Raw genomic sequence first — 25,832 nt, forward strand, 5'->3', positions numbered from 1 at the left:
ATTACGGTGAACGATTCCCGTAACGCAGCCATTCGTATAACGCCATTGGAATCATCAGCGGCCACATGAGGCAAGCCAAGCATCCCGCGACGGGGTTTGATCCATCATGCACGATTTCGTATTCGGGTGGGTCGAGAGGCTCTGGGTTGTTGCGACGCCAGACCCACGAAGAGACGACGCCCCAAGAGAACAGGCCAATTGCACCGGCGAGCCAAACAGCGGAAACGATGAACCAAGCGATTCTGAGCCAGTCAGGCATTAGGACGCCTCTCGTCCCCACAACGGAAGGTTTTTACGACACCGCCCTGAACGAAGCGAGCGATGTTTGAACTACGAAAGATTGTACCAACGCCAGCCCGCGTGACCAACCAAGGAAGGTGTGCCGAAGGCCTAGCGTAAAAACCATGTTGTGCGGCAGTGACGATGGGGCCACGCGGCGAGACGATGACATCGAATGCTTGCAAAGAGCTTGAAACGCGGAGAAAGCGGAATTGCGGAGGTCGCGGAGTGATGCAAAAACGCTTGCATCCGAGGCGATGTCATTTGACAATGGCGTTAGTCGCACGACGCGCACCCATCGGCGAAGCAGGACGTTCGAACGTATGGGTGCGTCTCGCGCGACCATTGCATTTGCCAGCGATCGGTTGAACCACAGAGGACACAGAGAGCACAGAGGAGAGTCGCGGATGAACACCGATCAACACAGATGCAACCGATTGCCTGGGCCGCACAACGGGGTTCTGGACGACAGGGTGTCGTCTATGCTTGGAAATCGGGGAGAACGGGTGTGGATTTTAGCTGAAGGGGGCTCGGTATGCACCATCGAGCGACCGGGCGGGGAGATGGAGACGGGGCTTCATTCTTGCAAGCCTAGTCCGCGGATGCGATAGAACGGTGCTTTCGCTCCTGAAATCAGTCGTCAACCACAACGTCCCCGGTGGCAGACAAGACGAACGTCCTGCGGGGTAGAACCCAACTCAATTTTGCGAATGGCGTAGGTCTTGATCGTCCGAGAATGTACCGCGTCGCTGATTCGCAGCAGCCGCTTGGCAACCTCTTGTTGCACCTGCGAGAAGAATTTAGGCGACTCCAATCGCTCTCGCTGCGCGGAGGGAAGGCAATCGCTTCGACTTTCGCGGCGACACCAGGCCGACCGTGCACCGCAACAAACAGAGTTTGTCCAGGCCGGTTCGCAAAGCTGACAACGTGACGCTGACTTCCGATGATGACGCCTATCAAATCACCCCGTTCGAGAAACGCGAAGGTCTCGCATTGGTTCCAATTTTCGGGTCAACGAATGCCGCGAGATACCGGGTGAAACCCAGAGCAAATGGGATTTCGCGATTGGTGAATTGTTAGCGGAGTGGCGCAAGCCGCCCGGTGAGTGGGTTACCGGATGGTTTGCGTCGTTTCGCTATGTAGTTGATGTTTCGGACGGAACCGGGCCTAACGGCCGTCGGCTGATTGGTGGGCCTGCCGCGGGGCGTTGCGACCGCGAGCATTTCGCCAAGGTTGACCATTGCTGTAAAGACGCGGGGAATCGGCGACCACGGAACGTGACATGGGTTGCTCCAGCACAAAAGTTTGGAAACGCATGCCGTGAAGGTCTCGCATTGAAGCCACTTTTCGGATCAACGCATGCCGCGAGGTACCGGGTGAAACCCAGAGCGAATGGGATTTCGCGATTGTTGAATTGCTAGCGGAGTGGCGCGAGCCGCCCGGTGAGTGGGTTACCGGATGGCTTGCGCTATTCCGCTACGAAGATGATGCTTCGGATGGAACCGGGCCTAACGGTCGTAGGCTGATTGGGTGGGGTTGTGCTGGTCTCGGGGTTTCCACCCCGAGCTATCGACGCGGACTCCTCCGGAGCCATTCAGGCTCAAGATGCCACCGTGCCCTCTTGGTGTGCTCGCGGTTTGAACTCGCGAACCCCCAGAAGGCGTGAAACGTGGTAAATCGTGACGTTCGTATCGATCAAGACACACGCGAGCGAGCAAAAATCTGCCGAGTTCGTCGTTTTGACTCAATTCTAGATTGAGCGGCGAGCTGGCCTGGATAGCTTGGGAGTGTCGCCGCGAGTCGCGCCGACACGAATCAAACGGAGTGCGGGGTACGGGCCCCGGTCACGCGATTTTGCTAGAGGACGAAGGGTATCAGGACATGAGTGAAACGAGTCAGCCGATGATCGACGAGGTGGATTTGATTCTCACCAACGCTCGCCTGCGAGACGAGCTGGAACCATATCGAGATGATTCCATCGACGATCCGACCACGCGAAGCATGCCGCTTCAAAAAGAGAACGAATACCTGGCGTCGATCCTCGCCTGGGAACGAGCACCTGCGCTCGCGATTGCACAATGGTTCGATCCACCGCTGCAAATCCCCGCCCCAGAATCGCTGGATGACACGGGATTGGCGGTTGAACTGCAGCGGACCATCGAGCAACTGCACTCCCAGAACATCAAGCTGACCTTCACCGATCACTTGTCCGATCGTGAGCTGTACCGGGTGATTTACCGCGACATCCTTCCCGCTTGCGAGAAGAAAGTCGACGCCCCGGGCAAGTGCTTGGAATGGCGATGCCTGGAAGACAACGACACCTATCTGATGTACTACGCGACTCCGGTCGAGCGTCGTCGGCACCAGGAAGAACATCAGGCTGAGTTGCCCAAGGCCAAACGTCCCAATTTCCGCCGCAAGCTTCCTGACTGATTACAACGCTGGACAGAAACGACGACGTTCACGATGCCCCGAAGGATTCGGGTGCTAACCGCCGACTCTTTCGGATTGCAGGGAATCAATTCGTTCGGCGATGGCCGCGGCCACTTTGGGATTGGGTCCCAAGTACCGCGAGACGACAAATTCAACCTCGCCGAATTTGGTCGCCGCTTCTTTTGCTTGACGAACGATCGCGTCATACAGCCGTCCCGAGAACAACAAGTGCGGCTGCACAATGATTCGCCCGAACTGACCAGTCGAAGCAATTTGTTCGAGCGTGTCCGGCAATCGTGGTTGTGCCATCGCGTAGAACGTGGTCACCAAGCCAGCTCGATCGATCCCATGAAGATCCGCGATGGAAGGTGCATTCGCTTGCGAATTAGACGACGGAAACATGCGTCCGCGAACGGCAACTTCGGTGAGCAATCTCATGTCCGACGAAGCACATGGATCCAAGCTTCCGCGGCCAACCATCACCACGGCGGTGGGAATGGCCGCGAGGCCGGACGCTCCGAGGGATCGGTGATCGGTGGCGACGGATTCGATCGACTCAATCAATCGCTCGCGAACCAATTCGACCATGCGGGACTGGCGAGAAATGGGACGGCTGTAACCCGCAATCCGGTCAAGCGTGTTCGTCTGACGAGCGACGGCTTCGACGGCATCGGGAATGTCCGACTTCGCATGCCCAGCGGCGAACAACAACAGAGGCGAAACGGTGATTCGTTCCGCACCGGCGTCGAGCAAACGTCGCCAACCTTCGTCGATGGTTGGCGACTGAAACTCGAGCAGGCAAGGTTGAACGATCGAACGACCAGCCAAGTAAGATGCCAGTCGATCACCGAGTTCAAAGAATTCGTCGGTCCCGCGTTGATCACGCGTACCGTGGCCGATCAGCAGAATTCCGTGGGAATCGCCCATCGAGCCACTCTCTCCGGCGAAACCGATTACTGAACCTTTTGGGCCGAGCTGAACCCTTCTTTTTGCAATGCGGCCAAAGCGGAAGTGACGTCGAATCCGGCATCGTACTTCACGACGACTTTCTTGACGGTCAACGCGTTTGGATCGGGCTGATCAACCAAAGCAACTTCGCTGACCGCGTCGCTCTTTTCCAACGTTTCTTGAACACGCGGGAAGCACGCGAATTGGCAGTGCATTTCAGGAACTTCCAACGTCATCGTGCCAGCTTCCGCCATCACTTCTGGCGTGGCAACGACAGCGGATGCAGGAGCGGCTTCAACTTCGGGTGCTTTGTCAGGAGTCGCGGAGATGGCGACCATGATTCCAACGGCAGCCAAGGCAGCGACAACGTAAACGATCGATTTCATCGGTGAACTCAGTTCAGGAGGGAAAATTCTGGAGGGTCTATCTGTGGCGGGGTGACGCGAATGAGCCGCCTCAGACCGGATGTTCAGTTTACCAATGCAGAACTCCGAATCACAACCGCCAAAACAAAGGGGTGAACTTCCCAGGGCAATTCACTGAATGAAACACCACTGATTAGCCGATGGCCGTTCGGCCCGGTTGTGACGCAGAAACCGGTGCCAACGCACTCCGGCTGATATTCCGAACCTCTCCAAATGGTTCGCCCTGAGTCAATTTCACGCCGAATCTAGCGTGAAATCAACAACGAAATGCGACAATGGACGTCTCACCAGCTCAGGCGGCAACGCTTGGTACGTCCTCGTTTGCCGTTCGAATGGCTTCCACAGCGGTTCGCAATGGCGCGTCCAATTCCCAAGCTGATTCGGCCGGTGTTTGTTTGGCTGCGGGAGCTTCATCACCGGACGCTTCCGATTCCTCCAACGAGGAAGCGTCTGGTTCCGTGTCCGCGTCCGATTCTTGATCCGAATCAACCAGCTTCAATTGGGAATCCAACAAGTCGCGATTTTTGAGCGACGGGTAAGAGGCTTCTTCCCAAAAACGAGCCAGTTGGCGGAGATCTTCTTCGGCGATTTTCACGTCCATGCCTGGATCGGGACTGACACCCCAAACGTCCTCTTCAGTGTCATCGACGCCACGGTGAATGTTTCGGTCACTTGGACGGTAGTACTTGGCCACCGTGAGACGGAGTGCACTGCGTCCATATTCCAAGGGCAAGATGTTTTGGACGGTTCCTTTGCCATAGCTTCGCGTACCTACGATCGTCGCTCGGCCGTGGTCTTGCAGTGCCGCTGCGACAATCTCGCTGGCACTGGCCGAATGTTCGTCGATCAGAATCGCGACCGGCAAATCCGGTGGCACCAAAGTTCCCGCAGTTGCTGAAACTTCGTCTTCGATCACGCCGCCGCGAGTCTTCGTGCTGACGATTTTTCCGGAACTCAGAAACATATCGCAAACATCCACGGCAGCATTGAGCAGCCCGCCACCGTTACCTCTCAAGTCCAACACCACCCCTGATACATCGGACTTCGGCATCAGACGCCCCAGCACGGAGCGCAGTTCACTCACCGTTTTGTCGCCAAAGCTGGTCATCCGCACATAGACAATGTCAGGATGTTGTTTCAGCCGATAAACCCACTCGTTGCCACCATTGCGATAATCGCCGATCACTGATTCCAACTGAATCGTGTCCCGCTGGACCTTCACATCGATTTTCTCATCGCCTCGCTGGACCAACAATTCCACCGTGGTCGCGATCGGACCTCGCAGCCGTTCGCTAACAGACCGAATGTCCATGTCGCCAACGTATTCTCGGTCCACTTCCAAAATTGAATCGCCGGGCATCAAGCCGGCACGCAGAGCAGGGGAACCAACCAGCGGCGTGATCACTCGGACCGGTTCGCCTTCGACGGGTTGATCGACATAGATCCCGATGCCAGCGAATTCCTGTTGGATCGTGTCCTGGAACGCTTGGTAGCTGACCGGAGGAATGTATTCGCTGTGTTGATCCAGCGACGATGTCATACCCGCCATCGCGGAAGTCAGCAGGGTGCGTCGATCGACAGGCTCGACGTAGTAACGATCGATCATTTCGAGCGCTTCGCCGACCATCATCGCGGTGCGCGAGCGCAAGTAGATGGCATAACACGCGAATGAAATGACCAGCACGGACAAAAGCAGCGTCAGGTTTCGCGGGAGCATGGCGGCGTCAGATTGCGGAGATGAGCGAGAACGCCCCCATGGTATCACGCCGGCCCCTGCGATCTAAACCCGGTTCAGTTCCGTTGACGCTTGCACGGCCGGCAGGCAAACGCAAAAACGCGAGCCTTCGCCTGGCGTGCTGGTGACGGAAACGTCACCAGCCTGAGCCTGCGTCAGGTGTTTGACGATGGCGAGTCCCAACCCGGTGCCGCTGGTGCTGGATTCTTCGTTCCGACTGCCTCGATAAAAACGCTCAAAGATCCGCTGCTGTTCCGAGTAGGGAATTCCAACACCGGTGTCTTCGACAATCAAAGCCCATCGATCGGTTTGCTCGACGATCGAGACTCGCACCTCGCCTCCCGACTGCGTGTAGCGAATCGCATTGCCGATCAAGTTGTTAGCAATCGTCAAAGTGGCTTCGCGATCGGCAATGATTTTGGCTTTGCCATCAGGGACTTCCTGAATCAAATCCAAACCGTTCGCAGCCGCGACGGGTTCGTAAGTTCGAATCGCATCGAAGACGATTTCGGACAAAGACACGCTGGAGAGATGCAAGTTGGCAGGTCCAGCCTGTGCCCGAGCCAGTTGCATCATCTCGTGCACCAATCGCTCGAGCCGCAAGCACTGCGACATAATTTGCTGCATGAAGTGCAGGGCCGCATCCGGGTCGTCTTGCACCGCCAACTCAACCGTTTCGGCGTAACCTTTGATGGCCGCCAACGGCGTTTTGAGTTCATGCGAAACGTTGGCAATGAATTCGCGTCGCATCTCCTCAACTCGGCGAGTTTCCGTTTCATCACGAAGCGACAATTGCAGGTTGGGTTCTTCGCCCGTGTCGATCAAGTCGACTCGGACCCGAAGAGGACGAATGACACCCTGGTCGTGAACCTCTACGATGAACTCCTGCGGTTGATGTTCTTTGACCGCCGAACGAATCGACGCCAGCAACTGAGGGACTCGCACCAACTCAGTGAAACAACGGCCCAGCAATGCGTCGCGTTTTTTCAGTCCCAGCAATCGGACCGCGGACGGGTTGATCAGCAGAACGGAAAAGTCCTTTGCCAAGACGATCACGCCATCGCTGAGCTGCAATAGTGCGGACGCATTTTGGCGTGTTTCGGCATGTAGGCAACGGAGGCGTTCTTGCCACTTCTGGATTTCTTCGGTGCTGTCGCGGACATACGCGGCCACAGCGTCGTCCTGCTGGGAACTGTGCCAATGACGAAAAACCAGCAGCAAACCGATGACGACCAAACTGACTAGCCCCACCAACCAAGTGGACGCGTTGGCAACGACCAAGATTAGGATCAGAATCATCCCGGCAATCGCGGGACCGAACGATCGCATCGGTGGTTGCGAAAAACAGATAGAGGAAGGTCGTAGTCGGTCGTCTTGAATCATACCGTCATTCGATTCGACAAAGGCAAACGTGAGATCATTGGCTGGTTGTTTCTTCCACCGATTGCAGCCATGCTGATTCGAGTCGTCTGCGCGATCTCTCGCTATTTTATTCAGTGACCGCCCAATCGCTCCAGTCTAACGTTTGGGTTTTTCAGCTGTATCTCGCAAGATAGAAAATTTGATGAAGGTTTCTGAGGAGCAGCGTGGTTCGCGGATCGGAACCGATCGAATTGATTCGGCTGCGGAAGAGACCGAACGGATCGGTGCGTCCTCGATGCCGTTGACCGATTTCGCGGGAGGTTGCCTGATGTCGCTCAGTTCGGTGGCGTTGTCTTGTGGCTTGTTGCTGATCAATGGTGCATTCGTAATGGCATGTTTGTCAGCACTCAGCGCCGCCGGCGTGGGATGGTTCCAAGGCGAATCGGCCAGCCAATTCATCTTGTTCGGCGGTCCGGTCGCGTTGCTGATCATCCAGTGGATGATGCTTGACTACCTCCGGTTCCTTTGGCGACGACGCCACGCGGGCTAGGTCACGAGATCGCTCCGAGGCTCTCATTTAGAACAATGAGCGTGCGTTTTGTTCGCCTGAGTGGTCAGTCTGACCAGATCGTAGGGATTGGTGGGGTTTTGATATGGGCGGATGTTGTCTGGATCGACAGGAAATGCTGTTACCGGTGACGTGATTTGCGTAAACTGGGGAACCTCTTCTGATTGATCGCCGCGCCACTTTTCTGTGACGGTGCCCCCGTTGAACGGACCAACGTCCATCTCGATTTCCAATTCCCTGATACCGATGGATCGGTACCCGGTCCGGTCCGATGCGCCGGTTGTCAATGCGCCGGTACTCAATGCGTCGGCGGTTGATGTGCGAGCCAACGATTCGCCAGCGCAACCCATCCGCTCCGGCGGCGATGCATTGAGGATCGCCAACGTTGGCTTCGGATTGGTCTCGTGCCTGTTGATGACGATTTGCTTTGAGTCCAATGCCTCGGCCCAGCCACCCGGTACCACACCGACGCCCGAAATCATCCGAGGTGACTCAGGTGGAATCGCACCGGACGCTTTTTTGTTTCTGGATGAATCGGGCACTCCCGTGGTCATGCCTCGAATGTCGTTCGAGGAAATCGATCGGCTGCGACGGTTGGAGCAGGGCATTCAGGTCCAGGACCGCCGCGCGACGCTGCAACGAATCAACTTGGTCGGTTCCGTTCAAGAACAACGAGCCGAGTTCGAGCTGGATTGCCACTTCGTCATCGATCCACGAACGTTGCGAGAAGGCACGTCGACGCCGATCGTGTTGGATCTCGGCCTGAACGGTTTCCACTTGCTGGAACCGGCGCTCGTGCGAACGATCCCCGGTGACGAAAAATCGTTCGGCACCGAAACAGATCTGGATGAACCGTTGGACGAAACAACTTCGACAGCCGCGACCGACAAAGAACTTGCACGGGCGTTCGTACGCGTTGCCCAAAACAAAACAGCCATTCGTGAAGAACTGCTGGACGCAACTTCGCCTGCTGCCGCCAACGGAAGCTCCGGACTCGCGAGTTCATCGCGTGCAAACGCTGGGTTGAACTACGAGCTGGTTTTGCCGGCGGATGCGGCATCGCCTGACGCACCGATCGATTGCATTTGCAAACTCAAAATGTCGACGCGGGTTCGGCGTCTAGGACCTCTCACCAGCTTTCTGCCATTGTCGTTGCCAACCGTTCCGACGCGGGTGGAAGTGACCGTTGCCCCTCACCAATCAGAAGCCAATCAGAATTCGCCTCCGTTGATTACTGCCGAGATTGTGGGCAGTGGACGCGAAGTGCTTCGTCAATTGTCCCAGCGCGGACCGGATTCGGACGACGAAACGAAACGACGTTCACGATTTGAAATTGACAGCCAAGGCGGTGAGTTTGCTTTCAAGTGGCAATGGCTGCCGTCGGCAACCCAGGCCGCTCGATTGTTAGAAACGGAGTCCAACGCGATTCTGCGATGGGAATCCCCCGCGGATCCTCCGAGTCTGCAAGTTCAGATGATCGTTCGTAACTTGCGTGGTCAGTTGGATGCGTTCGAGATCGAGCTGCCCGAACAAGCGGTTTTGCTTGGCAGTCCAGAAGTTGCCATCAACGAAGACAGCCGTGATGTCACCCTGACTCCCGAATCGGTTGGTGAAGAAGTCAGTGACACCGTCTTTGAAGCTGGCAGTGCCATCGACGTCGCGGATTCCGGTTGGACGATGACGTTGCTGGGTGCTGAATCGGCCGGTGATTCGGCGTCGAACAACAACGACCAAAACCAATCCGCACAGGAAAGCGGCCCTTCGCCAACCCGTCGTGTTCGCTTTTCAACCGACCGCGCCGATGCGATGACATCGACTTCTCTGGTCGAAGTTCGCCTGCAGTTGCGACTGCCGGTTCCCGAGGCAACGGCGACGGCACCCTGGATGATGCAGTTGCCTCGTGTCCCCGATGCGATTGGTCAACGCGGAACGGTGACCGTGGTCACGGCAGAGGACCATCGCCTTCGCTGGCGTCCGCGTTTGGGCGTTGAAGCGATCGCTTCGGACGCGACTTCGGTGAACGTCGGCGAGCGTGCTCAAACGTTTCGTTTCCTTCGCGACGCGTTTCAGCTGCCCGTTTGGTTGTCAGGTAAACAACGACAACAACGACTGCAGATCACGATGGACTTGAGCATGACCAACCGGTTGGCTCGTTCCACGATGACGGTCCAATCCAGCGGTGCGGGCATCGATCCCCAAGACATGCAGTTGGATCTGCTCGGATGGCAGCTGACTCATTTGACCGCGGACGATGCTGACGAAGAGCTGGACGTTTCGATCTCAGAAGGTTTGGTTCAGTGGCAAGCGGATGCGTCCGATGGCAAGTGGCCTCGCCAATACACCATCACTTGTGAACGAGTGGTCACGGAGGAGATGGTTGCCGAACCGCTCACCCTGACGCTTCCGAAATTGCAAACCAATGAGTCTTCGAGTGCTGTCACCGAAGCGATCCTTCAAGTGACCGACGCGAAACGATTGCAGTGGGCGGTTGATCTTTCGCAAAGTGAAAACTTGCAACGGATCAACAATGATTCGTCGAACCGTTTTCGTTTACTTTCGGTCGATGGTGCTTGGAGCGTGACGGGTCATTTCACCGAGCGACCGCTACGTCTGAATCTTTCGGGCGGCACATCCATGGGCACGCAGGGCAACCAGTGGATCACGCAAACCCGTTGGACACTGACCAGTGCAATTGACTTGGAAGGCATCGCTCAATTCACCATCCCGAATCCAAACGAACAATCCGTTCAGTGGACGTCGGTGGTGGATGGGGTTCCTGCAATGGTTCGAAAATCGGAGTCATCGACCAATTCCGACGGTTGGACCACGTACGAAATAGTCACGCCACGTTTGTCGGTTGGCACTCACGAAATCGAACTGATTTCGCGAACGTTGCTGCGTGATTTGCTTCAACCACCAGCTAACTCTGAAACATTAATTCAGACGGTCGCAGACGAAGAAACCATCGAAGTGATCAATGAAGTCCCCGCCGAACCTCCCGTCATGGAACCTGCCGATGGAACGGTTAATGTAGACCCGGACACGGCGCAGGACGACGAACCGCCAGTTGATAAGATTCTGGCTGCGATCCCACGTCCAATCGCCGACCAAGTCACGTTGGACACCGATTACCTGTTGACCGTTCCTGATTCAGTCACCGATGGGGCGGGACAAGTTTGGATGGTCACGGTCGCCGACGAACGTCTTTTGTCAGGCACTCGACAAACGGCTTCTAGCGTTACGAATCCGAAACTCACCAATGAGTGGTCGTTGACATCCATTCCGGACGCACCGTTCACACTGCAATTTCAGCAAGAGTCTTTGGAAGAGTCTCCCGTGCATGTCACGCGAGCGTTGATTCGCAGTTTAGTCAGCCAACGAACTCGCCACGAACAACTGCTGGCCGTTGTCGAGGACGGTCAACAAATCTCGATCAGTTTGTCCGAGCAACTCAAGGCCATTCGCATTGAAGCGAGACTGAACGGCAACCTTGTCGGCTACTCTCGCGGGCGCAGCGGTCTGCGAATTGATATACCAACGACAACCCCGACAACAACTCAGTCCAGCGACACCAAATCGCTCGATCGATATCTGTTGGACATTCGACTTTGGACGGAAACCGATTCCAGTCCTTGGTGGACTAGCATCGAGCCGTTGATGCGATTGCCAGTTGGTTCGGCGCAGATTGATTGGCAGCTCTCCGTCCCCACCGACTCGCACTTGTTCTGGGCGTCATCGTCATGCGGAAGATTGATGCGTTGGGAACGCGATCAGTTGCGTTTGTCTCGCCAGCCGATGGTCGACGACACCGAACTGATGGAATGGGTGACGTTTCCCTTTGAAGAGAACGCGGTTCTGCTGAGTTCGCTCAAAGAGTCAACGACGAACTCTGCGTTCACCGTCCCTAGCAATCAATACCTTTTCTATTCCAGTGATCCCTATTCGTTCTCTGCACTGACGATCTCACGAACCATGATGTGGTTGGCCGTGGGAAGTTTGTCCTTGCTGCTCGCCGCTTCGACGCAGTTGTTCCCTCAGAGCCGACATCCTTTCGCAATCATCTTGTTGGCTGTGGTGTTGGCGGGCGTATTGGTGGCGGCTCCCGATGGAGTGATCGTGACGGCTCAGTTGATCATGATTTCGTTGGTGTTGGTCGCGGTTTTCTATGCCATTTCCGCGTTGATATCGCCTCCCACTTCGGACCGAGTGTTGCAGTCATCGGGTGCCTCTCGAGCTTCGGAAAAGATCCCACCGTTTGGCTCCACGCGAGTCAACCGGAAAGGGCAGGGCTCCTCGCCGGGATCACGATCCGTCATCAACGAATCGGCAGGAACGCACGTTCCCAGCGGATCATCGCGACACCGTGGTGACTCGGGACAACGCTCGAACGCCGACGCCGAACCTCGCCCCAATCCTTCGAACGAGGGCCACGACGAAGAAGGAGCCACGGCAAGTCATTCCCCAGGAACGTCCTCATGACGCAATCTCGATCCAACCGATCGACCTGGGTGATGCTGATCGCAACTTGGGCATTTGCGATGTCGCTGTTGGTCACAGGACAAGCATCCGGACAGGACGCGGATTCGGCGGCGACGGAAGCGAGCGAGCAGGTTGAACCAGCGACTGACGAAACCGCGAGCACAATCGACGCGGAAGATGCGGTTGGTATTTCACCTGAGGTTGCCGAAAGGCTATCGCAGTGGGAAACGCTTGCGCAGCAAGTCCGAGCCGATGAATCGTTGCGATGGATCTCTCTGTTCGGATCCCAAATCGCGAGACTTGTGCCAGATGACTTCCGGCCGGTTGCCGCTGACGAGCTGAGCAAGGCACTTGATGAGGCGACCGAAGTCACTCCTGAAACATCGACCGACGACATTTTGCAGTGTGAAATGGTAGCGACGATCCGAAACGGTTCCTTGGTCAGTGACGCCAGCCGAATGCGTTTTTCGTCGCAAGCCGGCAATGAACACCAATTTGGCAACGTCAGCTTTGCTGTTTCCCGGCTTCGAGAAATGGACGACGAATCGGGTGTCGAATCAGAATCGACCGCCGCCTTTGAATCCGACGACTCCGGGATGCTCACCATCACGTCGAGTGATTTGAGCAATCCACTTGCGGATCGCAATCTCGCGTGGAATTGGCGGCAGCAAGCGGTGCCGACCTGGAACGGCAGTCGTTGGGAACTCGCTTTGCCGCAAGCATTGATCTCGCGTTTGTGGATTCGTATTCCAGCGAACCAAGTCCTTCGCTGCGAACAAGCAGTCGTGCGACAAGTCCGTGTCAATGAGCTTCCGGATTGGTACAGGGAAACTGCGGCAAGTGATTCAGCATCGGACAACGATCGGTGGGTCTTTCTCGAGTCCGCTGGTTCATCCCGTTTGGACTTGCAACTGCAAGCGGTGAAGGACGATGCGGCAGAAGTCGAAACAGCAACCATTGTTCGCGGTTGCCGCATGACGTTCAAACACGATGGATCCGTTTTGAATTGGCAATGTCGATTGGTGATCGATCCGCAACCGATCGCGTCCATCCCGCCTTGGGTTTGGCTGCGCGGAGATGTGACTCGCATCGAAGTTGACGACCGAGAGGTCCCATTCACTTCTCGCCCGGTTGCTTCGGAACCAGCCGACGCTTCCACGCCCGGTCCCTCGGCTTCGATCATCAAACTGACGGCGATTGATGAATCTGACACTCCGTCCACCGCCGATTCGCGAATTGTTCTGTTGGAAGGTACATCGACGCTGCCGCGCGACGACAACATGATCTCGCTGCCCGAACCAGTCTTACCATCCTCGTTTGTGGTCTCCGCCGCGCCATGGCAATTGCAGTGGACGATGCCATCTCACCTGTTCGCAACACGTTGGCATCTGCCCAATGAATGGCAGGTCACTCCGCCGCCGATGGATGCATCGCAGTCCTCCAATTCCACCGCCACTTGGAACGCGGTCGGCCCGCCTCCTTCGCGACAATCGGTGAATACCGCTTTGCTGGTCAATGAAACCGCCCCTGCAGACCTGCCTGAATTGTCCAAGGATTCGCTCACAAATTCGTGGAGGATCGAACTGGCGGAATCTCAATCACTCCTTTACGCGAATCATCAAACTCGATTCCTACTGGAAGACAATACCATTCAGGCTCGCAGTACGATTCAGATGACAATGTCGCCTGATCGATTGGCTCCCATTGAATTGGAGATTCAAGATGGGTTCTCGTTCGATTCCATCACCGTTGGCGAGACGCGACGAACACTGACCATCAACGCTCCTAATCGCCGAGGTCGCCGCATCACGATTTGGCCCAGCCCCGATGAGATTGACGCATTGCCAACGGGCGAAGGCACATTGGAGATTCGTGCCACCGGACAATCTCGCCGAGATCCCAACAACCCTCGCGTCAACGAATTGTGGATGATTCGGGTTCTGGGCTGTCCGGGTCAGATGACGGCGGCGGTGATCCCTCCCGCTGACATGGGATGGACCGCTGAGACTGCTATCACGCCGTCGCGAATTGATTTTTCCGAACTAACGACTCAACAGCGACGCTACTTTGCTCCGTTGCCTGGCGACGCGATCGTCCTCAGTCATTCGATTCGCCAAACCCCTTCACTTGCATTGGAAACGCCCGACAGCACGATCGTCGGATCGTGTCAAACCAGCTTGACTTTGGCGAACAGCGGTCGGGAAAGAACCGGCATCGAACAACGAGTCCAGGTGCAAGTCGAAGGTTTGCCACAAACGTCGCGGGTCGTCAAAGTTCGCTTGGCTGCTCGCTCGGAACAGTCACCACCGAATGACATGAAATGGCAGACCCGCCTCTCGCCGGCCTCCGCTGTCAATTCGGTCGACGAGGATGCTGTCACGCGGCGCTGGGTGCCTCGTCAATCCATGGAACCGCAATCGGAAACCAGTGACGATTTCCAAGCATCCTCCGAGGCAAATGACTCCGAGGAATCAGCCGGCGGATCCGGCGGATGGTTCGAATGGAGCATTCCGGTACCACGAAACTTCAACGACAAATCGCTTCTGATTGGCAAGTGCTTTCACGCAACGAACAACGACGACTCGAGTTCGAAGGAGCAACCCAAAACGCGAGCACTTCCGATTGGTTTGTTCCGATTGGCGGATGCGACATCGCAAACATGTGAACTGCTCATTAGCTCGGAACTGCAATTGGCTCGACCAGTCGCAAACCTGGTTGGAATACCAACCCCAAACGCCGACGCTGGAATGGAACCGTTTCGTTACCGATACGAGACGTCACCACACGTCATCGTTCGGGTCCGTCACCGGAATCAAACGCCGCCCGCCAACGTGGTCCTGCAGCAAAACACTCACGTTATCGCTTCGGCCAGCGGCACCGACCGGGCTCGCACCCGTTTCGACTTGGTTGCCACGCAACCAATCGAAGTGAAGTTCCCATGGGATGCACACTTGATCGAAGCACGCATCAACGGTGCGGAAGTTCATCCTGAATTGACACGTCGACATCATCTTCGTTTTCCGGCTACCCAACAGTCTGAGTTGTTGCTTGAAATTGAATGGACGACCACGTCGTTTGAAAAATCATGGATCAGAAAACCACAAGTCACGGACCTGCAAGTCGTCGGCCTGACGCTGGGTTCACAACTGCGTGTTTCTCCCGCCGAAGACAGCCTGCAAATTCCTTTGCTGGGTTCCTCTGAGTCACCTCATCTCATTTTTTCGCAGATGGTGATTGGAATCGGGTGGGTCGGAGCAATCGTACTTCTCGCACTCAGTTTGGCTGCGGGCTGGACGGCACGTTGGGGATTGGCATCCGGTTTGGCACTTTCACTATTCGCGATGCTGCTTTGGCCGGAGGCTCATGTGCCGCTGACCGCCTGGGTTGCTCTGCCGTTGACGATCGGGCTTTTGCGAGTGGCGACACAGCACTGGCAATTGACCAACACTCTCGCGTCCTCTCCGCGTCACGCTCCGGTTGCGACCGGCCAATCCAATCGTTCTGAATTTCCCCCGCACTCTTCAGGCGACGACCCGACCAGCGATTTTTCGAGTTCCGCACTGCTTCGAAGCTGGCTTGGTTGGGCAATTATCGGTTGCTCCGCAATCGGCGGCGGCGTGGCATCCGCTCAAACCATGGACGTCTTGGTTCCGTTGGATCCCGAGAATCGTCCCATGGGCAACAAAGCGTACATCCCCGAGTCGCTTTACCAAGATCTGTTCTTGGTCCGACCGGACGAACGCGTTCGACAAGTTTCGTTTTTGAAAACCAACTACGAATTGGATCTGACATCGGAACGTTCGAAACGTGCCATCAGCCTAGCTCGCGATGAATTCCCCATCGAGTTGCTCGCCCGATTCACCGTTGAAACTTCGACGCCCAGCAGTCGACTGCGCCTGCCTTTCTCGCCAGAGTCGATTGAAGAGTTGGTGCTGATTCGTCCTGACGAGAGCACACGAGTTCTAACAACGACCACCGATGAGCAACCGGGGACACTCATCGTTGTTCCATCCGGCAAACGTTTTGACTTGCAACTGCGATTGCGTTGCCAGACTTTGCACCATGCAACCGGAACGCAAATCGCGATCGATCTCCCGCGACTTCCCCAAGCTCGTTTGGCCGTCCGTCGTGATTACCGCATCGACAACTATCGATTGGTCACAGACGAAATCGCTTGGCCAGCAGTCGATCGGCCGGTTGGATTTGGCATCATCTCTTCCAACCAGTTTTTGATCGGGCCGTGCAATCGGCTGAACGTTCATTTGCAGAGCAAAGCGACCGCGGACGCGATTGCAAGTGGGACCGACACAGGTCTCGGCAACCAAGCAAGCACCCAGGTCGACAATGCACAACTGCCGGTGGCATGGAACTCAGCGTCACAGTGGATACGGCGATACTGGTTGAACGCTACCGCCAAACATTGCTCCGTCGAATGCGAATTGGATCCGCTGCAGCCGCCTCCACCCGGCGGTGAAGTGATCCTTCGTTTTCATCGAGAAACCAGCTCCACGCCGCGGCTGATTTCTCGCGACTGGAAATTGCTTCGTCAAACACCGTCGCAATGGAAGCTCACACGAGTCAGTTCGTCGGACGAACCGATTCGATTGGTATGGGACCTCAGTTCCGATTGGTCGTCACGATCGACTGCGCGACCATTTACCACTTCGGATGATACAGCGTCAACCAATACGTCAACGCTGCCAACTGAGCGTCTTCTGAGTTGTCCTGGTCTGTCTTTGCACGACCGCTGGGAAGAGCCTTCGTCCACCGATGAATCGGCACTCACGAACTCTCGCACCGTGTTCTCAGAAACACTGGTGGCGTGGACGCTTTCGAGCGATCTTCAGCCGGTTTGGCCCGCATCGCTGGGGACGGAACGCGTGTCAACCGAACAGTTTTACTCGCAATGGTCCGGACCGATCAGCCGCCTCGATCGTGCAGCCAAGAGTTCCGGAACAACGCCGATCGTTCAGATTGGAATCTCCACTCCATCAGAGTTGGTCTTCAATTCTCGGCAAGAAATCCACTTGGATTCATCGCACCAAACGATTCGTCTGGATGCAACCTTCGAACCAACACCGGTCACCGCCGCCCCAGGAAACGGCGACCCCGCAACCGGAAACTCCGATGCAAGCGGAGAGGTCCCTGCGTCGGCAACCGAAGCAAGCGTCCGGCTTCGTATCATCAAAATCGTGCTACCACCCAAGACACAGATATTCGATTGGGAGATTCAACAACCTGGGTTGCTTGTTAGTTCACCCAACCGGACCGAGGAAAGTTCTGTCAATCCGGAAACGGCAGACGCGACTGCAGACGAAGAAACGGACTTAGAAACAACGACCGAGCCCGCCGCCAAGCCCCCCAGCAAACCCGAAGAGCGATCCGGAACCAGCTGGGAATTGGTTCGCGACGGAGACCGAGATTGTTTACTGGTCCGCTACGAAGGACGCGGCATGGAGTTGTCAATCGAAGCTCAGGTCGCTTTGAAAAAATCCAATGACAATTCGTTGGCATTGATCGATATCGAACCGGTTCACGTCGGCGGCGATGTCAACTCGGCCAACGAAGTTGTTATCTCACGTTCGTCCAACACCAACATCCAGTGGAAGTCGCCACCCGAGTTGGAAGGTGAAAAATCGGGCGATGCTGGTCCTGCTTCCATGCTGGCATCCGGTAAGATTTTGATGGATCAATGGTTGATTCAAGGATCCGCGGTCCAGGCACTGGGGAACGCACGATTCCGATCCAATCCAGTTCGACATTCCTTCCAAGCCGATGTCCGAGTTGCATTGCGATGGGAAGAAGGACGCTGGATCGCTCAAACCGATCTGCAGCTGAAGTCCAAACAACAACCTGACTTCCTCGACGTCGAAATCCCCACGCGTTGGTGTGACGCCCTGCAGATTTCTCCGCTGTGCGCGTCGACTCGACAACCGACGCTCAGCCCCGCCCGTCAGGTCATTCGCATTCGATTGGCTGACAAAGACATTCGATCGATTCGCCTCACCAGTCGTCTCGCGGCGGGTGACTTGGTGCGAGTGAGTGTCCCCAAAATTCGCGTCCTCCAGTCTCAACGTTCGCGAACCGACATCGTCGTACCCAACCAACTGACCAACGCTCCCATTCGCTGGGAAACCAACGGTGTCGAACCGATGCCGAAGCCAAGATGGAAATTGCTTTCGCATTCATCGACAAACGAAGACGACTCGGAAACGCAGGTTGAATCCACCAAGCCTGAGGCAGAAGAGCCCGCCTACTTCCGTGTCGCCAACGAAAACTGGTCGGTGGAACTTGAAAGGATGCGAAAGACCAACAACCTTGCTTCGATCACGCACGCGGACCATCAGCTATTCAACGACCGCTATCTTGTCAGTCGTTTTGACATCGTTCCTGGTGACGCTTCGCATCTCACGCTCACGCTGCCCGATCACACTCGCTTTGTTGCGGGTTGGACGAATGGGTTGCCAGCCGATGCACTTCCATTGGACGACAGACGCCTTCAGTTTTTGTTACCCTTGAGTCGCCTCAGCCAAGGCATTGAGATCCTGTTGGAGATGGATCCCCAGTTTGATCACTCCGACGCACCGATGTGGAACGAGATCCAAACGCCACTTCAATCCACCTTCACCCGCCTGCTATCTCGGCAGAGCGGTACCACGGATTCACTTTCGCTGTCACGCCAAAGCTCTGCTGCTCCCATGATGGCCCCCAAAAACGCCACTCCCAATCGAACCACGATGGACTGGACTCCGTGGCAATCGATCACCCCGGACGAACGCTGGCAAATCCTCGCCACGACCACGGTTCGCTCGATCGCGGCGGCATCAGACTCATTGGCTGATCGCCGTGATGAAGAAGTCGCGTCGTGGATGAAGGATTGGTTGCAACGATACACATCGATCAGTCTAGCGGCGGGAATTCCGTTTGATCCTGCCACCGCCTCGACCGAGGACTCTGTTTCGCTGGAACGCCTTTCAGCAGAGTTTGCAGACCGTCCACCCGAAGCTGTTTTCTCCTGGGAAGAAATGGAATCATTCCTCGCCATGCAGATTCAGCGCTACTCAACCGGCGCGTCGGATACCTGGTGGCAAGCCAGTGAGTCAAGCAAACTTCGCGATGGTCAGTGGGCTTTTGTTCTCACCAGTCAACAACCAGAACACTGGATCATCGACAGTCAGTATCAATCCAACAAACGCGAACTTCCTCCGCAGTGGTCGGCCACGTCTCGGTCTTCCACGGCAATGCAGTGGGCTCAACACGGAATGCGTTTTCTATTGCTGCTCACCAGTGCTTGCTTGCTGATCATCTTGCGACTTCACCCCAATCGAAATCGTTACAACGGTGAACGAGCCAATTGGGTTTCCAACGTTCAGGACTTAGTGGGCAATCCTGCAACCTGGATCTTCATGCTGGGCTGCATTGCGTTGGTGCTCGCCCCAATGCCGCTCGCGCTCGCTTTAATGGTCACCGCCGTGATGCTCAGTGGATTTGAAGCCTTCTGGAAACCACTTCGAAAACGTTTGCGAGTTTGGGCGTCGGCGTTGTTGGTCTTGGCCGTTTGTCTGCAACCATCCGGACAAGCCTTTGCCGAATCTTCCGCAAAATCAGTCGAGTCTCCCAGCCCAACGGACATCGCCAACGCGATGCGAATGCGGGATGGATGGAAGTTGCAACTCGTCGCCGCCGAACCGTTGGTTGTCGATCCCGTCTCTGCCGCCTTCGATCAGCAAGGTCGTTTATGGGTGGTGGAGATGCCCGACTACCCACAACCTGCCGATGGCGCAGAGCCGATCCTCGGACGCATCCGTATTCTCGTCGACTCGGATGGTGACGGCGCGATGGATCGGGCAACCACTTTCGCTGATGGACTGAATTTCGCGACCGGCGTGTTGCCTTGGCCGTCGAAAGTCCCGGGCGGGACAATCAAAGTCAGTGAAAAAATCAAAGGCAGCAAAACAGTTGAAACGGAGCAGAAGTCTTGGTTGGATGGAGCGATCGTCACAATGGCCGGCGAGATCGCTTGGCTGCGAGACACGGATGGCGACGGAGTTGCTGACGACCACCAAACATTGTTCCGTGGCTTCACGACGGGCAACGAACAACTGCGAGCGAACCATCCGATCCTCGGCCCTGATGGATTGGTCTACATCGCCAATGGATTGCGTGGCGGAAAGATTGAAGCCGTCGACTCGCGATTTGATTCCGAGCGAGGTCCACTGACGCTGTCAAAAAATGACTTCTGCTTTGATCCTCACGGTGGCTACTGGGGTCGCGTCTCCGGCAACAGCCAACATGGTTTGACGATTGATGATTTCGGTCGCCGCATCGGATGCAGCAACCGCAATCCCGCGATCCAGGCCGTGTTGGACGACAGCACAATCCAACGCGTTCACGAACTGGCTCCGGTGGATGCATTGTTGGACATCGCCATCGCCGGTGAACATTCGGAAGTCCACCCGATCAGCAACGCTTGGACGACCAGCCACCTGCACGCCGGACAATTCAGCGCCGCGTGCGGCGTCTTGGCGATGGATGACGAGTGGTTGTTCGTTTGTGAACCCACCGGTTCCTTGGTTCAACGCCAGCGAATGCGGTTCGATGGCGAGAACTGGCATGCAACACGAGAAGACACTGAAAGCGAATGGCTCGCGAATGAACACACTTGGTTTCGCCCGGTGGATTTGGTTCCGGATCAAAATGGTGCCGTGCTGGTCGTCGACATGGCTCGCGCAGTGATCGAACATCCCGATTGGGTCCCGGAAGAACTGAAGAACCGGCCGGACACTTGGCACGGCAACGACCTTGGCCGGATCTGGCGTTTGGTTCCACCGAACCCTGCCTCTGGCTTTCATCCGATTCACAGCGTCGAAGAAGCCATCGACGCATTGCGTTCCAACGATGCCGTTCGTCGATCCTTGGCGACCATGCATCTGACTCAGCAAATGGCTGATCCAGGCACCAAAACATTGGTCGTCAAGAAACTTTCCGAACTGCTGCAATCTTCCGAAACCAGTCCGCCCGGCATAGCTAGAGCGGCAGCGTTGTTGGCTCAGCTTGGAAGCCTGAACTCGAAACAGCAATCAAGACTCGCAACGGAGTCGGAACCACGGCTTCGAGCCATTGCCGCGAAACAAACAACAGGTTGGGACGCGAAAACATTCCGTACATTCGCCGGTGACAGCAGCGGGTTAGTACGCCGAGTCGCTTTGGAAAATTTCCTCGCGTCGGACGAGAGTCAACGAATCGCTGGTCTTCCGCAATCCGATGATTTCCGATCTGTTTTGGATTCGCTGCACAAGCTTGCGGTGGAACAAGCGGACTCGAAGCTGATTGCGAAATTGCTGCTCTCGGTACCGCAACCGATGCGACTTGAGCTCATTCACCGATTCATTGCTGAGGACAACCGGCAAGTCACGGCGAATGGTCGCTCCAATCTTCAGGAATGGATTCAGCGTTCCGCCGAGTCGGCTCCCGAGACCACACTCGCTCTGATTTCGAGCGTCAAAAACAACGCTGACTCACTGCGATTCGTCGCGAGCTGGATCGCTGGTGCTCGATCGACGGCGACGGTGAGAGAAGCAATCAACGGACCGAACGCGAACTTCTTCGCTCGGGTGACAGAGACCGCGAAGGCAGTGTTGATGGATTCGAATGAAGATCACGGTCTTCGGAAAGAGGCGGCGGAAGTGCTGCTTCGCATCGCGTCGGATTCACCCGAACTTCGTTCGCAATTGACTGATTCCACCGACGCCGAACTGCGCTCGCGAATTTTGGATGGATTGCTGAAGTCAGATCCCGAATGGACGCGTTCCATCTTGGTTTCACATCCGGATCCATGGCGTCCCGAAGAACGCGGCGTCGTTTGCCGCCACGCCCGATCCGACCTGGACACCGCGACGTGGTTGCTGGCGGCCGTGCGAGACGAAAGTTTGCCACGATCGTTCGTTGATGCCACCACGGCAAACGCACTACGAGCTCACCGAGATGGAACCATTCGCAGACTCGCCAATCAAACGTTTGCACCGCCGGAAGATCGAGCCAAAGTTTTGCAACAATACGCGGACGTCGCGAATCGTTTCTCGACCGCCAACGTCGACAGTGGTCGGCAACTGTTTGTGCAGCACTGCTCCAATTGTCACCGCATGGAAGATGTGGGCCACATGGTCGGTCCCGACATCAGTGACAGCCGAACCAAGACCGCGGAAGCGTTGTTGGTCGCGATTCTGAACCCTGATGCGGCCATTGACGCTTCGTTCACTCGCTATCAAATATTGACCATCGATGGCGAGGTTGTGTCTGGATTGCTTCACAACGAAAACTCGGAGTCCGTCACCTTGCTCGAAGCGGGCAATCAACAACGGCGAGTGTCCCGCGATGACATCGAAACCTTTCGTGCGGTGGACGCTTCGTTGATGCCCAGCGGGATGGAACAAACCTTGTCGGTCACTCAAATGTCGGATCTGATTGCTTATCTGAAACGTTGGCGGTACGCCGCTGAAGGTTTGTGATGCCATCGCCTCCCGCCGTTGACTCGACAGTGCCCGAATCCAAACATCGCATCTATCTGGATCACGCCGCGACGTCATGGCCGAAAGCGGATGGAGTCACCGATGCGATGGTCGAGTTCATGACCAACGTTGGGGCCTCCGCTTCACGAGGCAACCACGCGTCCGCAATGAAAGCAAGCGAACGGGTCCGTTCCTTGCGATCCAAACTGGCTCGCTTCGTGAATGCCGAATCGGCTGACTGCGTCAGCTTTCACTCGGGATGCACGTCAGCATTGAACGCGGTCGTCCACGGGCTGGTTGGTCCATCGCATGACATCGGTCGGGGATCGCATATCCTGACTTCCTCGGTCGAGCACAACGCTGTCTTGCGACCCATGTTGGTCGCGGCAAAGGCAGCCGACGCAAGGGTTGAAGAAGTCGCTTCGGATGCCAACGGTTCCCTTCAAGTAAACGAGGTCATCGGAAAGATCGACGACGCAACTCGCCTCGTGGCTCTATCGCATGTGTCCAATGTGACCGGAACCGTCCAACCGATCGCTGAAATCGGCGAGGCAATCGCTGAAATCAACCAATCAAGAAACGCGTCCAATCGAATTCTGTTTTTATGTGATGCGGCCCAGTCGCTTGGCTACGTGCCGATCGATATTCAAACGCTTGGCGTGCGTGCTTTGGCCGCTCCCGCTCACAAAGGATGTGGCGGTCCGCCAGGAATCGGAATGCTTTATCTGTCACCCGAGTGGCACGACCGAATCCAGCCATGGATGCAGGGCGGAACCGGGCACGATGGTCGATCCGATGCGATGCCCCAAACCATGCCAGGAAAACTGGAACCGGGGACAATGAATCTGCCCGCCATCGCAGGATGGACGGCGGCGATGAATTCAATGGCGGCGTTGGAGGATTCTGCGACCGAACTGGCTGCATTGTCGCAGCAACTTCATGTGGGCCTGAACGGGATCGATGGGATCCAGGTGTTCGGTCGCCCAGGGCCGCTTCCGATCGCTAGCCTCGATTTTGGGCCGGAGCTTCCACCGGATGATGCCGCCGCAATCTTGGATGCGGAGTTTGGAATCGAGGTTCGCTCGGGGCATCACTGTGCCGCTCGAATTCACCGTCACCTCGGGACAGATTCCGCCGGCACGCTCCGCATCAGCGGGGGACACGGCACGACTCCCGAAGAAATCGATGCCGTGATCGCTGCAGTCGCGGAAATCGCCGCTCAAATCACATCTCTGACTTGATCACGCCATTGTTTCGCGACGACTTAAGTCCCTTTGCGAGCTTGAGTTCCGGCCCACCGTCCTGATGCATTTCCGGGGCGTAAGGCACGGAAACACTCAGAACGGCAGGCATGGAAATAAAGGGGTGGATCGGTTTCAATAATGGTGTGTCGCCAAGCGATGCGTCGCCGATCCCCTTTGATTGAAATCCCCATGGTCGATTTGCCAACCACCACGCCTCCCGAACAACCCACGACCGGAAACGATGAGATGGATGCGCTGCATCCTTTGAAACCGTACCGATCGTTGGAAAACGAGGTCCTTCAGAAACGCATCGAAGCAGTTCGGAAAGAACTCGGCGAGGAACTGTTGATCCTGGGCCACCACTATCAACAAGACGAGGTGATCGAGCACACCGACTTGCGAGGCGACAGTTACCAGTTGTCCGAGATGGCTGCGAAAAGCCAAGCCTGCCGCACGATCGTTTTCTGCGGCGTTCACTTCATGGCAGAAACAGCGGACATCTTGGCCAACCGTCCGGATCGAATCGAAGCTCGCGACGGCCGACGAGTCGACGTTCTGCTGCCCGACATGGCGGCGGGTTGCTCGATGGCTGACATGGCCGCGATCGCTCAGGTCGAAGCGGCTTGGGCCGACATGTCCGAAGTGATCGATACCGAACAAGTCATTCCGGTCACGTACATCAACAGCGCTGCCAGCCTGAAAGCGTTCTGCGGTCGGCATGGCGGAATCGTCTGCACCAGCAGCAATGCAAAAGCGGTTTTGGAATGGGCGTTTGAACGCGGCCAGCGAGTGTTCTTCTTCCCCGATCAACACCTTGGTCGTAACACAGCCCTGACGATGGACATCACCGAAGACCAAATGCCGGTCTGGGATCCCTACGCATTGGAAATGGGCGGCAACACCGACGAACAAATCGAATCGAGCCGAGTGATCCTGTGGAAGGGTCACTGCAGCGTGCACCAAATGTTCCGCGCCGAACACGTTGATCGGTTCCGCAAAGAACACGAAGGCATCCAGATCCTGGTTCACCCCGAATGCCCCCGCGAAGTCAACGACATCGCCGACGTCAGCGGCAGCACGGGCAAGATCATTCAAACGGTCAAGAACTCACCGGCGGGGACCAAGTGGGCTATCGGGACAGAGTTGCACTTGGTCAATCGCTTGAAGGACGAGCACCCTGAGCAAGAGATTCACTTCCTAAGTCCAGTCGTCTGCATGTGCGCGACCATGTACCGAATCGACCTGACGCACCTTTGTTGGACCCTGGAAAACTTGCGAGACGGCCGGCTGGTCAATCAAATTCGTGTGGATGAAGAGACCACCAAGTGGAGCTTGATCGCGTTGGAACGAATGTTGGCGGTGAAATGACATCTGCCAAGCCGTATGAGGCGACCTCTCCATCAGAGCAAGTCACAACATTGACCGAGACGGAATCTCAATCGGGTCGAACTGGAATGATCGTGGCGGGGTTGGCCGGTGCGTCCGCAGTGGGAATCGGTGCCTTCGGTGCTCACGGGTTGCCGGGCTTTCTCGAGCAATCCGGATTGGATCCCGATACGATCGCTCGCCGAGTCGAGCAATTTGAAACGGGAGCCCGATACCACTTGGCTCACGCGATCGTGTTATTGGCCTTGGCGATTGCTCCTTTGCGGTGGTCCGGATGGCTGCGGGCGATCCGTGCTCTGATGGTGGCGGGTCTGGTTTTCTTTTCCGGCAGTTTGTATTTGCTGGTTTTGACCAACACGCCCGTGATGGGTGCGATCACCCCAATCGGCGGCGTTTGCTGGATTGTGGGATGGTTGATGTTTGTGGGCTGCCGTGACTCGTCGACAAGTCGATGATGCTTTAAAC

General features: G+C 56.2%; 13 protein-coding genes. 7 read left to right on the plus strand and 6 right to left on the minus strand.

Annotated elements, in window-relative coordinates:
• Position 1: 1 nt before the first annotated feature.
• The gene (locus CEE69_RS07690) at positions 2 to 259 is read right to left on the minus strand and encodes a hypothetical protein (RefSeq protein WP_099260120.1); all 258 of its coding nucleotides are present in this window, start codon (positions 257 to 259) and stop codon (positions 2 to 4) included.
• Between the two features lie 1,901 nt (positions 260 to 2,160).
• On the opposite strand from CEE69_RS07690, the gene CEE69_RS07705 reads away from it, so the two are divergent.
• Positions 2,161 to 2,712: a hypothetical protein gene (locus tag CEE69_RS07705; protein WP_099260121.1), complete on the plus strand. Its 552-nt coding sequence runs from the start codon at positions 2,161 to 2,163 to the stop codon at positions 2,710 to 2,712.
• A 54-nt stretch (positions 2,713 to 2,766) separates the two neighbouring features.
• On the opposite strand, the gene CEE69_RS07710 is transcribed toward CEE69_RS07705, so the two are convergent.
• The 4 genes from CEE69_RS07710 to CEE69_RS07725 form a co-directional block, all read right to left on the minus strand.
• On the minus strand, positions 2,767 to 3,639 hold the full coding sequence (locus CEE69_RS07710; protein WP_099260122.1) for a sirohydrochlorin chelatase: 873 nt from the start codon (positions 3,637 to 3,639) through the stop codon (positions 2,767 to 2,769).
• A gap of 26 nt (positions 3,640 to 3,665) precedes the next feature.
• Complete coding sequence (locus CEE69_RS07715; protein ID WP_099260123.1) at positions 3,666 to 4,046, minus strand: heavy-metal-associated domain-containing protein; 381 nt, start codon at positions 4,044 to 4,046, stop codon at positions 3,666 to 3,668.
• Between the two features lie 331 nt (positions 4,047 to 4,377).
• The gene (locus tag CEE69_RS07720) at positions 4,378 to 5,802 is read right to left on the minus strand and encodes a S41 family peptidase (RefSeq protein ID WP_099260124.1); all 1,425 of its coding nucleotides are present in this window, start codon (positions 5,800 to 5,802) and stop codon (positions 4,378 to 4,380) included.
• Between the two features lie 63 nt (positions 5,803 to 5,865).
• Positions 5,866 to 7,119 (minus strand): sensor histidine kinase, encoded by a 1,254-nt coding sequence (locus CEE69_RS07725; protein WP_099260181.1) that lies wholly within the window; start codon positions 7,117 to 7,119, stop codon positions 5,866 to 5,868.
• A gap of 265 nt (positions 7,120 to 7,384) precedes the next feature.
• Here CEE69_RS07725 and CEE69_RS07730 point away from each other — a divergent pair, with 265 nt between their 5' ends.
• A complete protein-coding gene (locus CEE69_RS07730; RefSeq protein ID WP_099260125.1) occupies positions 7,385 to 7,732 on the plus strand; it encodes a hypothetical protein in 348 nt (115 codons plus the stop codon).
• A 23-nt stretch (positions 7,733 to 7,755) separates the two neighbouring features.
• On the opposite strand, the gene CEE69_RS33100 is transcribed toward CEE69_RS07730, so the two are convergent.
• Positions 7,756 to 8,133: a hypothetical protein gene (locus CEE69_RS33100; RefSeq protein WP_233214997.1), complete on the minus strand. Its 378-nt coding sequence runs from the start codon at positions 8,131 to 8,133 to the stop codon at positions 7,756 to 7,758.
• A gap of 31 nt (positions 8,134 to 8,164) precedes the next feature.
• Here CEE69_RS33100 and CEE69_RS07740 point away from each other — a divergent pair, with 31 nt between their 5' ends.
• From CEE69_RS07740 to CEE69_RS07760, 5 genes are all read left to right on the plus strand, one after another.
• Positions 8,165 to 12,229 carry a hypothetical protein gene (locus CEE69_RS07740; protein WP_233215005.1) on the plus strand — a complete coding sequence of 1,355 codons (4,065 nt, stop codon included), beginning with the start codon at positions 8,165 to 8,167 and terminating at the stop codon, positions 12,227 to 12,229.
• On the plus strand, positions 12,226 to 22,737 hold the full coding sequence (locus tag CEE69_RS07745) for a DUF7133 domain-containing protein (protein ID WP_099260128.1): 10,512 nt from the start codon (positions 12,226 to 12,228) through the stop codon (positions 22,735 to 22,737). The genes CEE69_RS07740 and CEE69_RS07745 overlap by 4 nt, the downstream gene beginning before the upstream one ends.
• Complete coding sequence (locus CEE69_RS07750) at positions 22,737 to 23,978, plus strand: aminotransferase class V-fold PLP-dependent enzyme (RefSeq protein WP_099260129.1); 1,242 nt, start codon at positions 22,737 to 22,739, stop codon at positions 23,976 to 23,978. The genes CEE69_RS07745 and CEE69_RS07750 overlap by 1 nt, the downstream gene beginning before the upstream one ends.
• Before the next feature lie 192 nt (positions 23,979 to 24,170).
• Entirely contained in the window at positions 24,171 to 25,349 is a 1,179-nt protein-coding gene (gene nadA / locus CEE69_RS07755; RefSeq protein WP_315852519.1) for a quinolinate synthase NadA, read from the plus strand.
• Positions 25,346 to 25,822 carry a DUF423 domain-containing protein gene (locus tag CEE69_RS07760; RefSeq protein WP_099260182.1) on the plus strand — a complete coding sequence of 159 codons (477 nt, stop codon included), beginning with the start codon at positions 25,346 to 25,348 and terminating at the stop codon, positions 25,820 to 25,822. The genes nadA and CEE69_RS07760 overlap by 4 nt, the downstream gene beginning before the upstream one ends.
• Positions 25,823 to 25,832: the final 10 nt, after the last annotated feature.

Origin of the sequence: Rhodopirellula bahusiensis (assembly GCF_002727185.1) — a bacterium.
GTDB classification, from domain to species: Bacteria; Planctomycetota; Planctomycetia; order Pirellulales; family Pirellulaceae; genus Rhodopirellula; species Rhodopirellula bahusiensis.

What these genes read in the sequence shown, in the direction of transcription:
- CEE69_RS07715 (WP_099260123.1), bottom strand. Translation starts at nt 4,046, where the DNA reads ATGAAATCGATCGTTTACGTTGTCGCTGCCTTGGCTGCCGTTGGAATC.
- CEE69_RS07745 (WP_099260128.1), top strand. Translation starts at nt 12,226, where the DNA reads ATGACGCAATCTCGATCCAACCGATCGACCTGGGTGATGCTGATCGCA.
- nadA (WP_315852519.1), top strand. Translation starts at nt 24,171, where the DNA reads ATGGTCGATTTGCCAACCACCACGCCTCCCGAACAACCCACGACCGGA.
- CEE69_RS07760 (WP_099260182.1), top strand. Translation starts at nt 25,346, where the DNA reads ATGACATCTGCCAAGCCGTATGAGGCGACCTCTCCATCAGAGCAAGTC.
- CEE69_RS07750 (WP_099260129.1), top strand. Translation starts at nt 22,737, where the DNA reads ATGCCATCGCCTCCCGCCGTTGACTCGACAGTGCCCGAATCCAAACAT.
- CEE69_RS07725 (WP_099260181.1), bottom strand. Translation starts at nt 7,119, where the DNA reads ATGATTCTGATCCTAATCTTGGTCGTTGCCAACGCGTCCACTTGGTTG.
- CEE69_RS07740 (WP_233215005.1), top strand. Translation starts at nt 8,165, where the DNA reads ATGACGATTTGCTTTGAGTCCAATGCCTCGGCCCAGCCACCCGGTACC.
- CEE69_RS07705 (WP_099260121.1), top strand. Translation starts at nt 2,161, where the DNA reads ATGAGTGAAACGAGTCAGCCGATGATCGACGAGGTGGATTTGATTCTC.
- CEE69_RS07720 (WP_099260124.1), bottom strand. Translation starts at nt 5,802, where the DNA reads ATGCTCCCGCGAAACCTGACGCTGCTTTTGTCCGTGCTGGTCATTTCA.
- CEE69_RS07690 (WP_099260120.1), bottom strand. Translation starts at nt 259, where the DNA reads ATGCCTGACTGGCTCAGAATCGCTTGGTTCATCGTTTCCGCTGTTTGG.
- CEE69_RS07730 (WP_099260125.1), top strand. Translation starts at nt 7,385, where the DNA reads ATGAAGGTTTCTGAGGAGCAGCGTGGTTCGCGGATCGGAACCGATCGA.
- CEE69_RS07710 (WP_099260122.1), bottom strand. Translation starts at nt 3,639, where the DNA reads ATGGGCGATTCCCACGGAATTCTGCTGATCGGCCACGGTACGCGTGAT.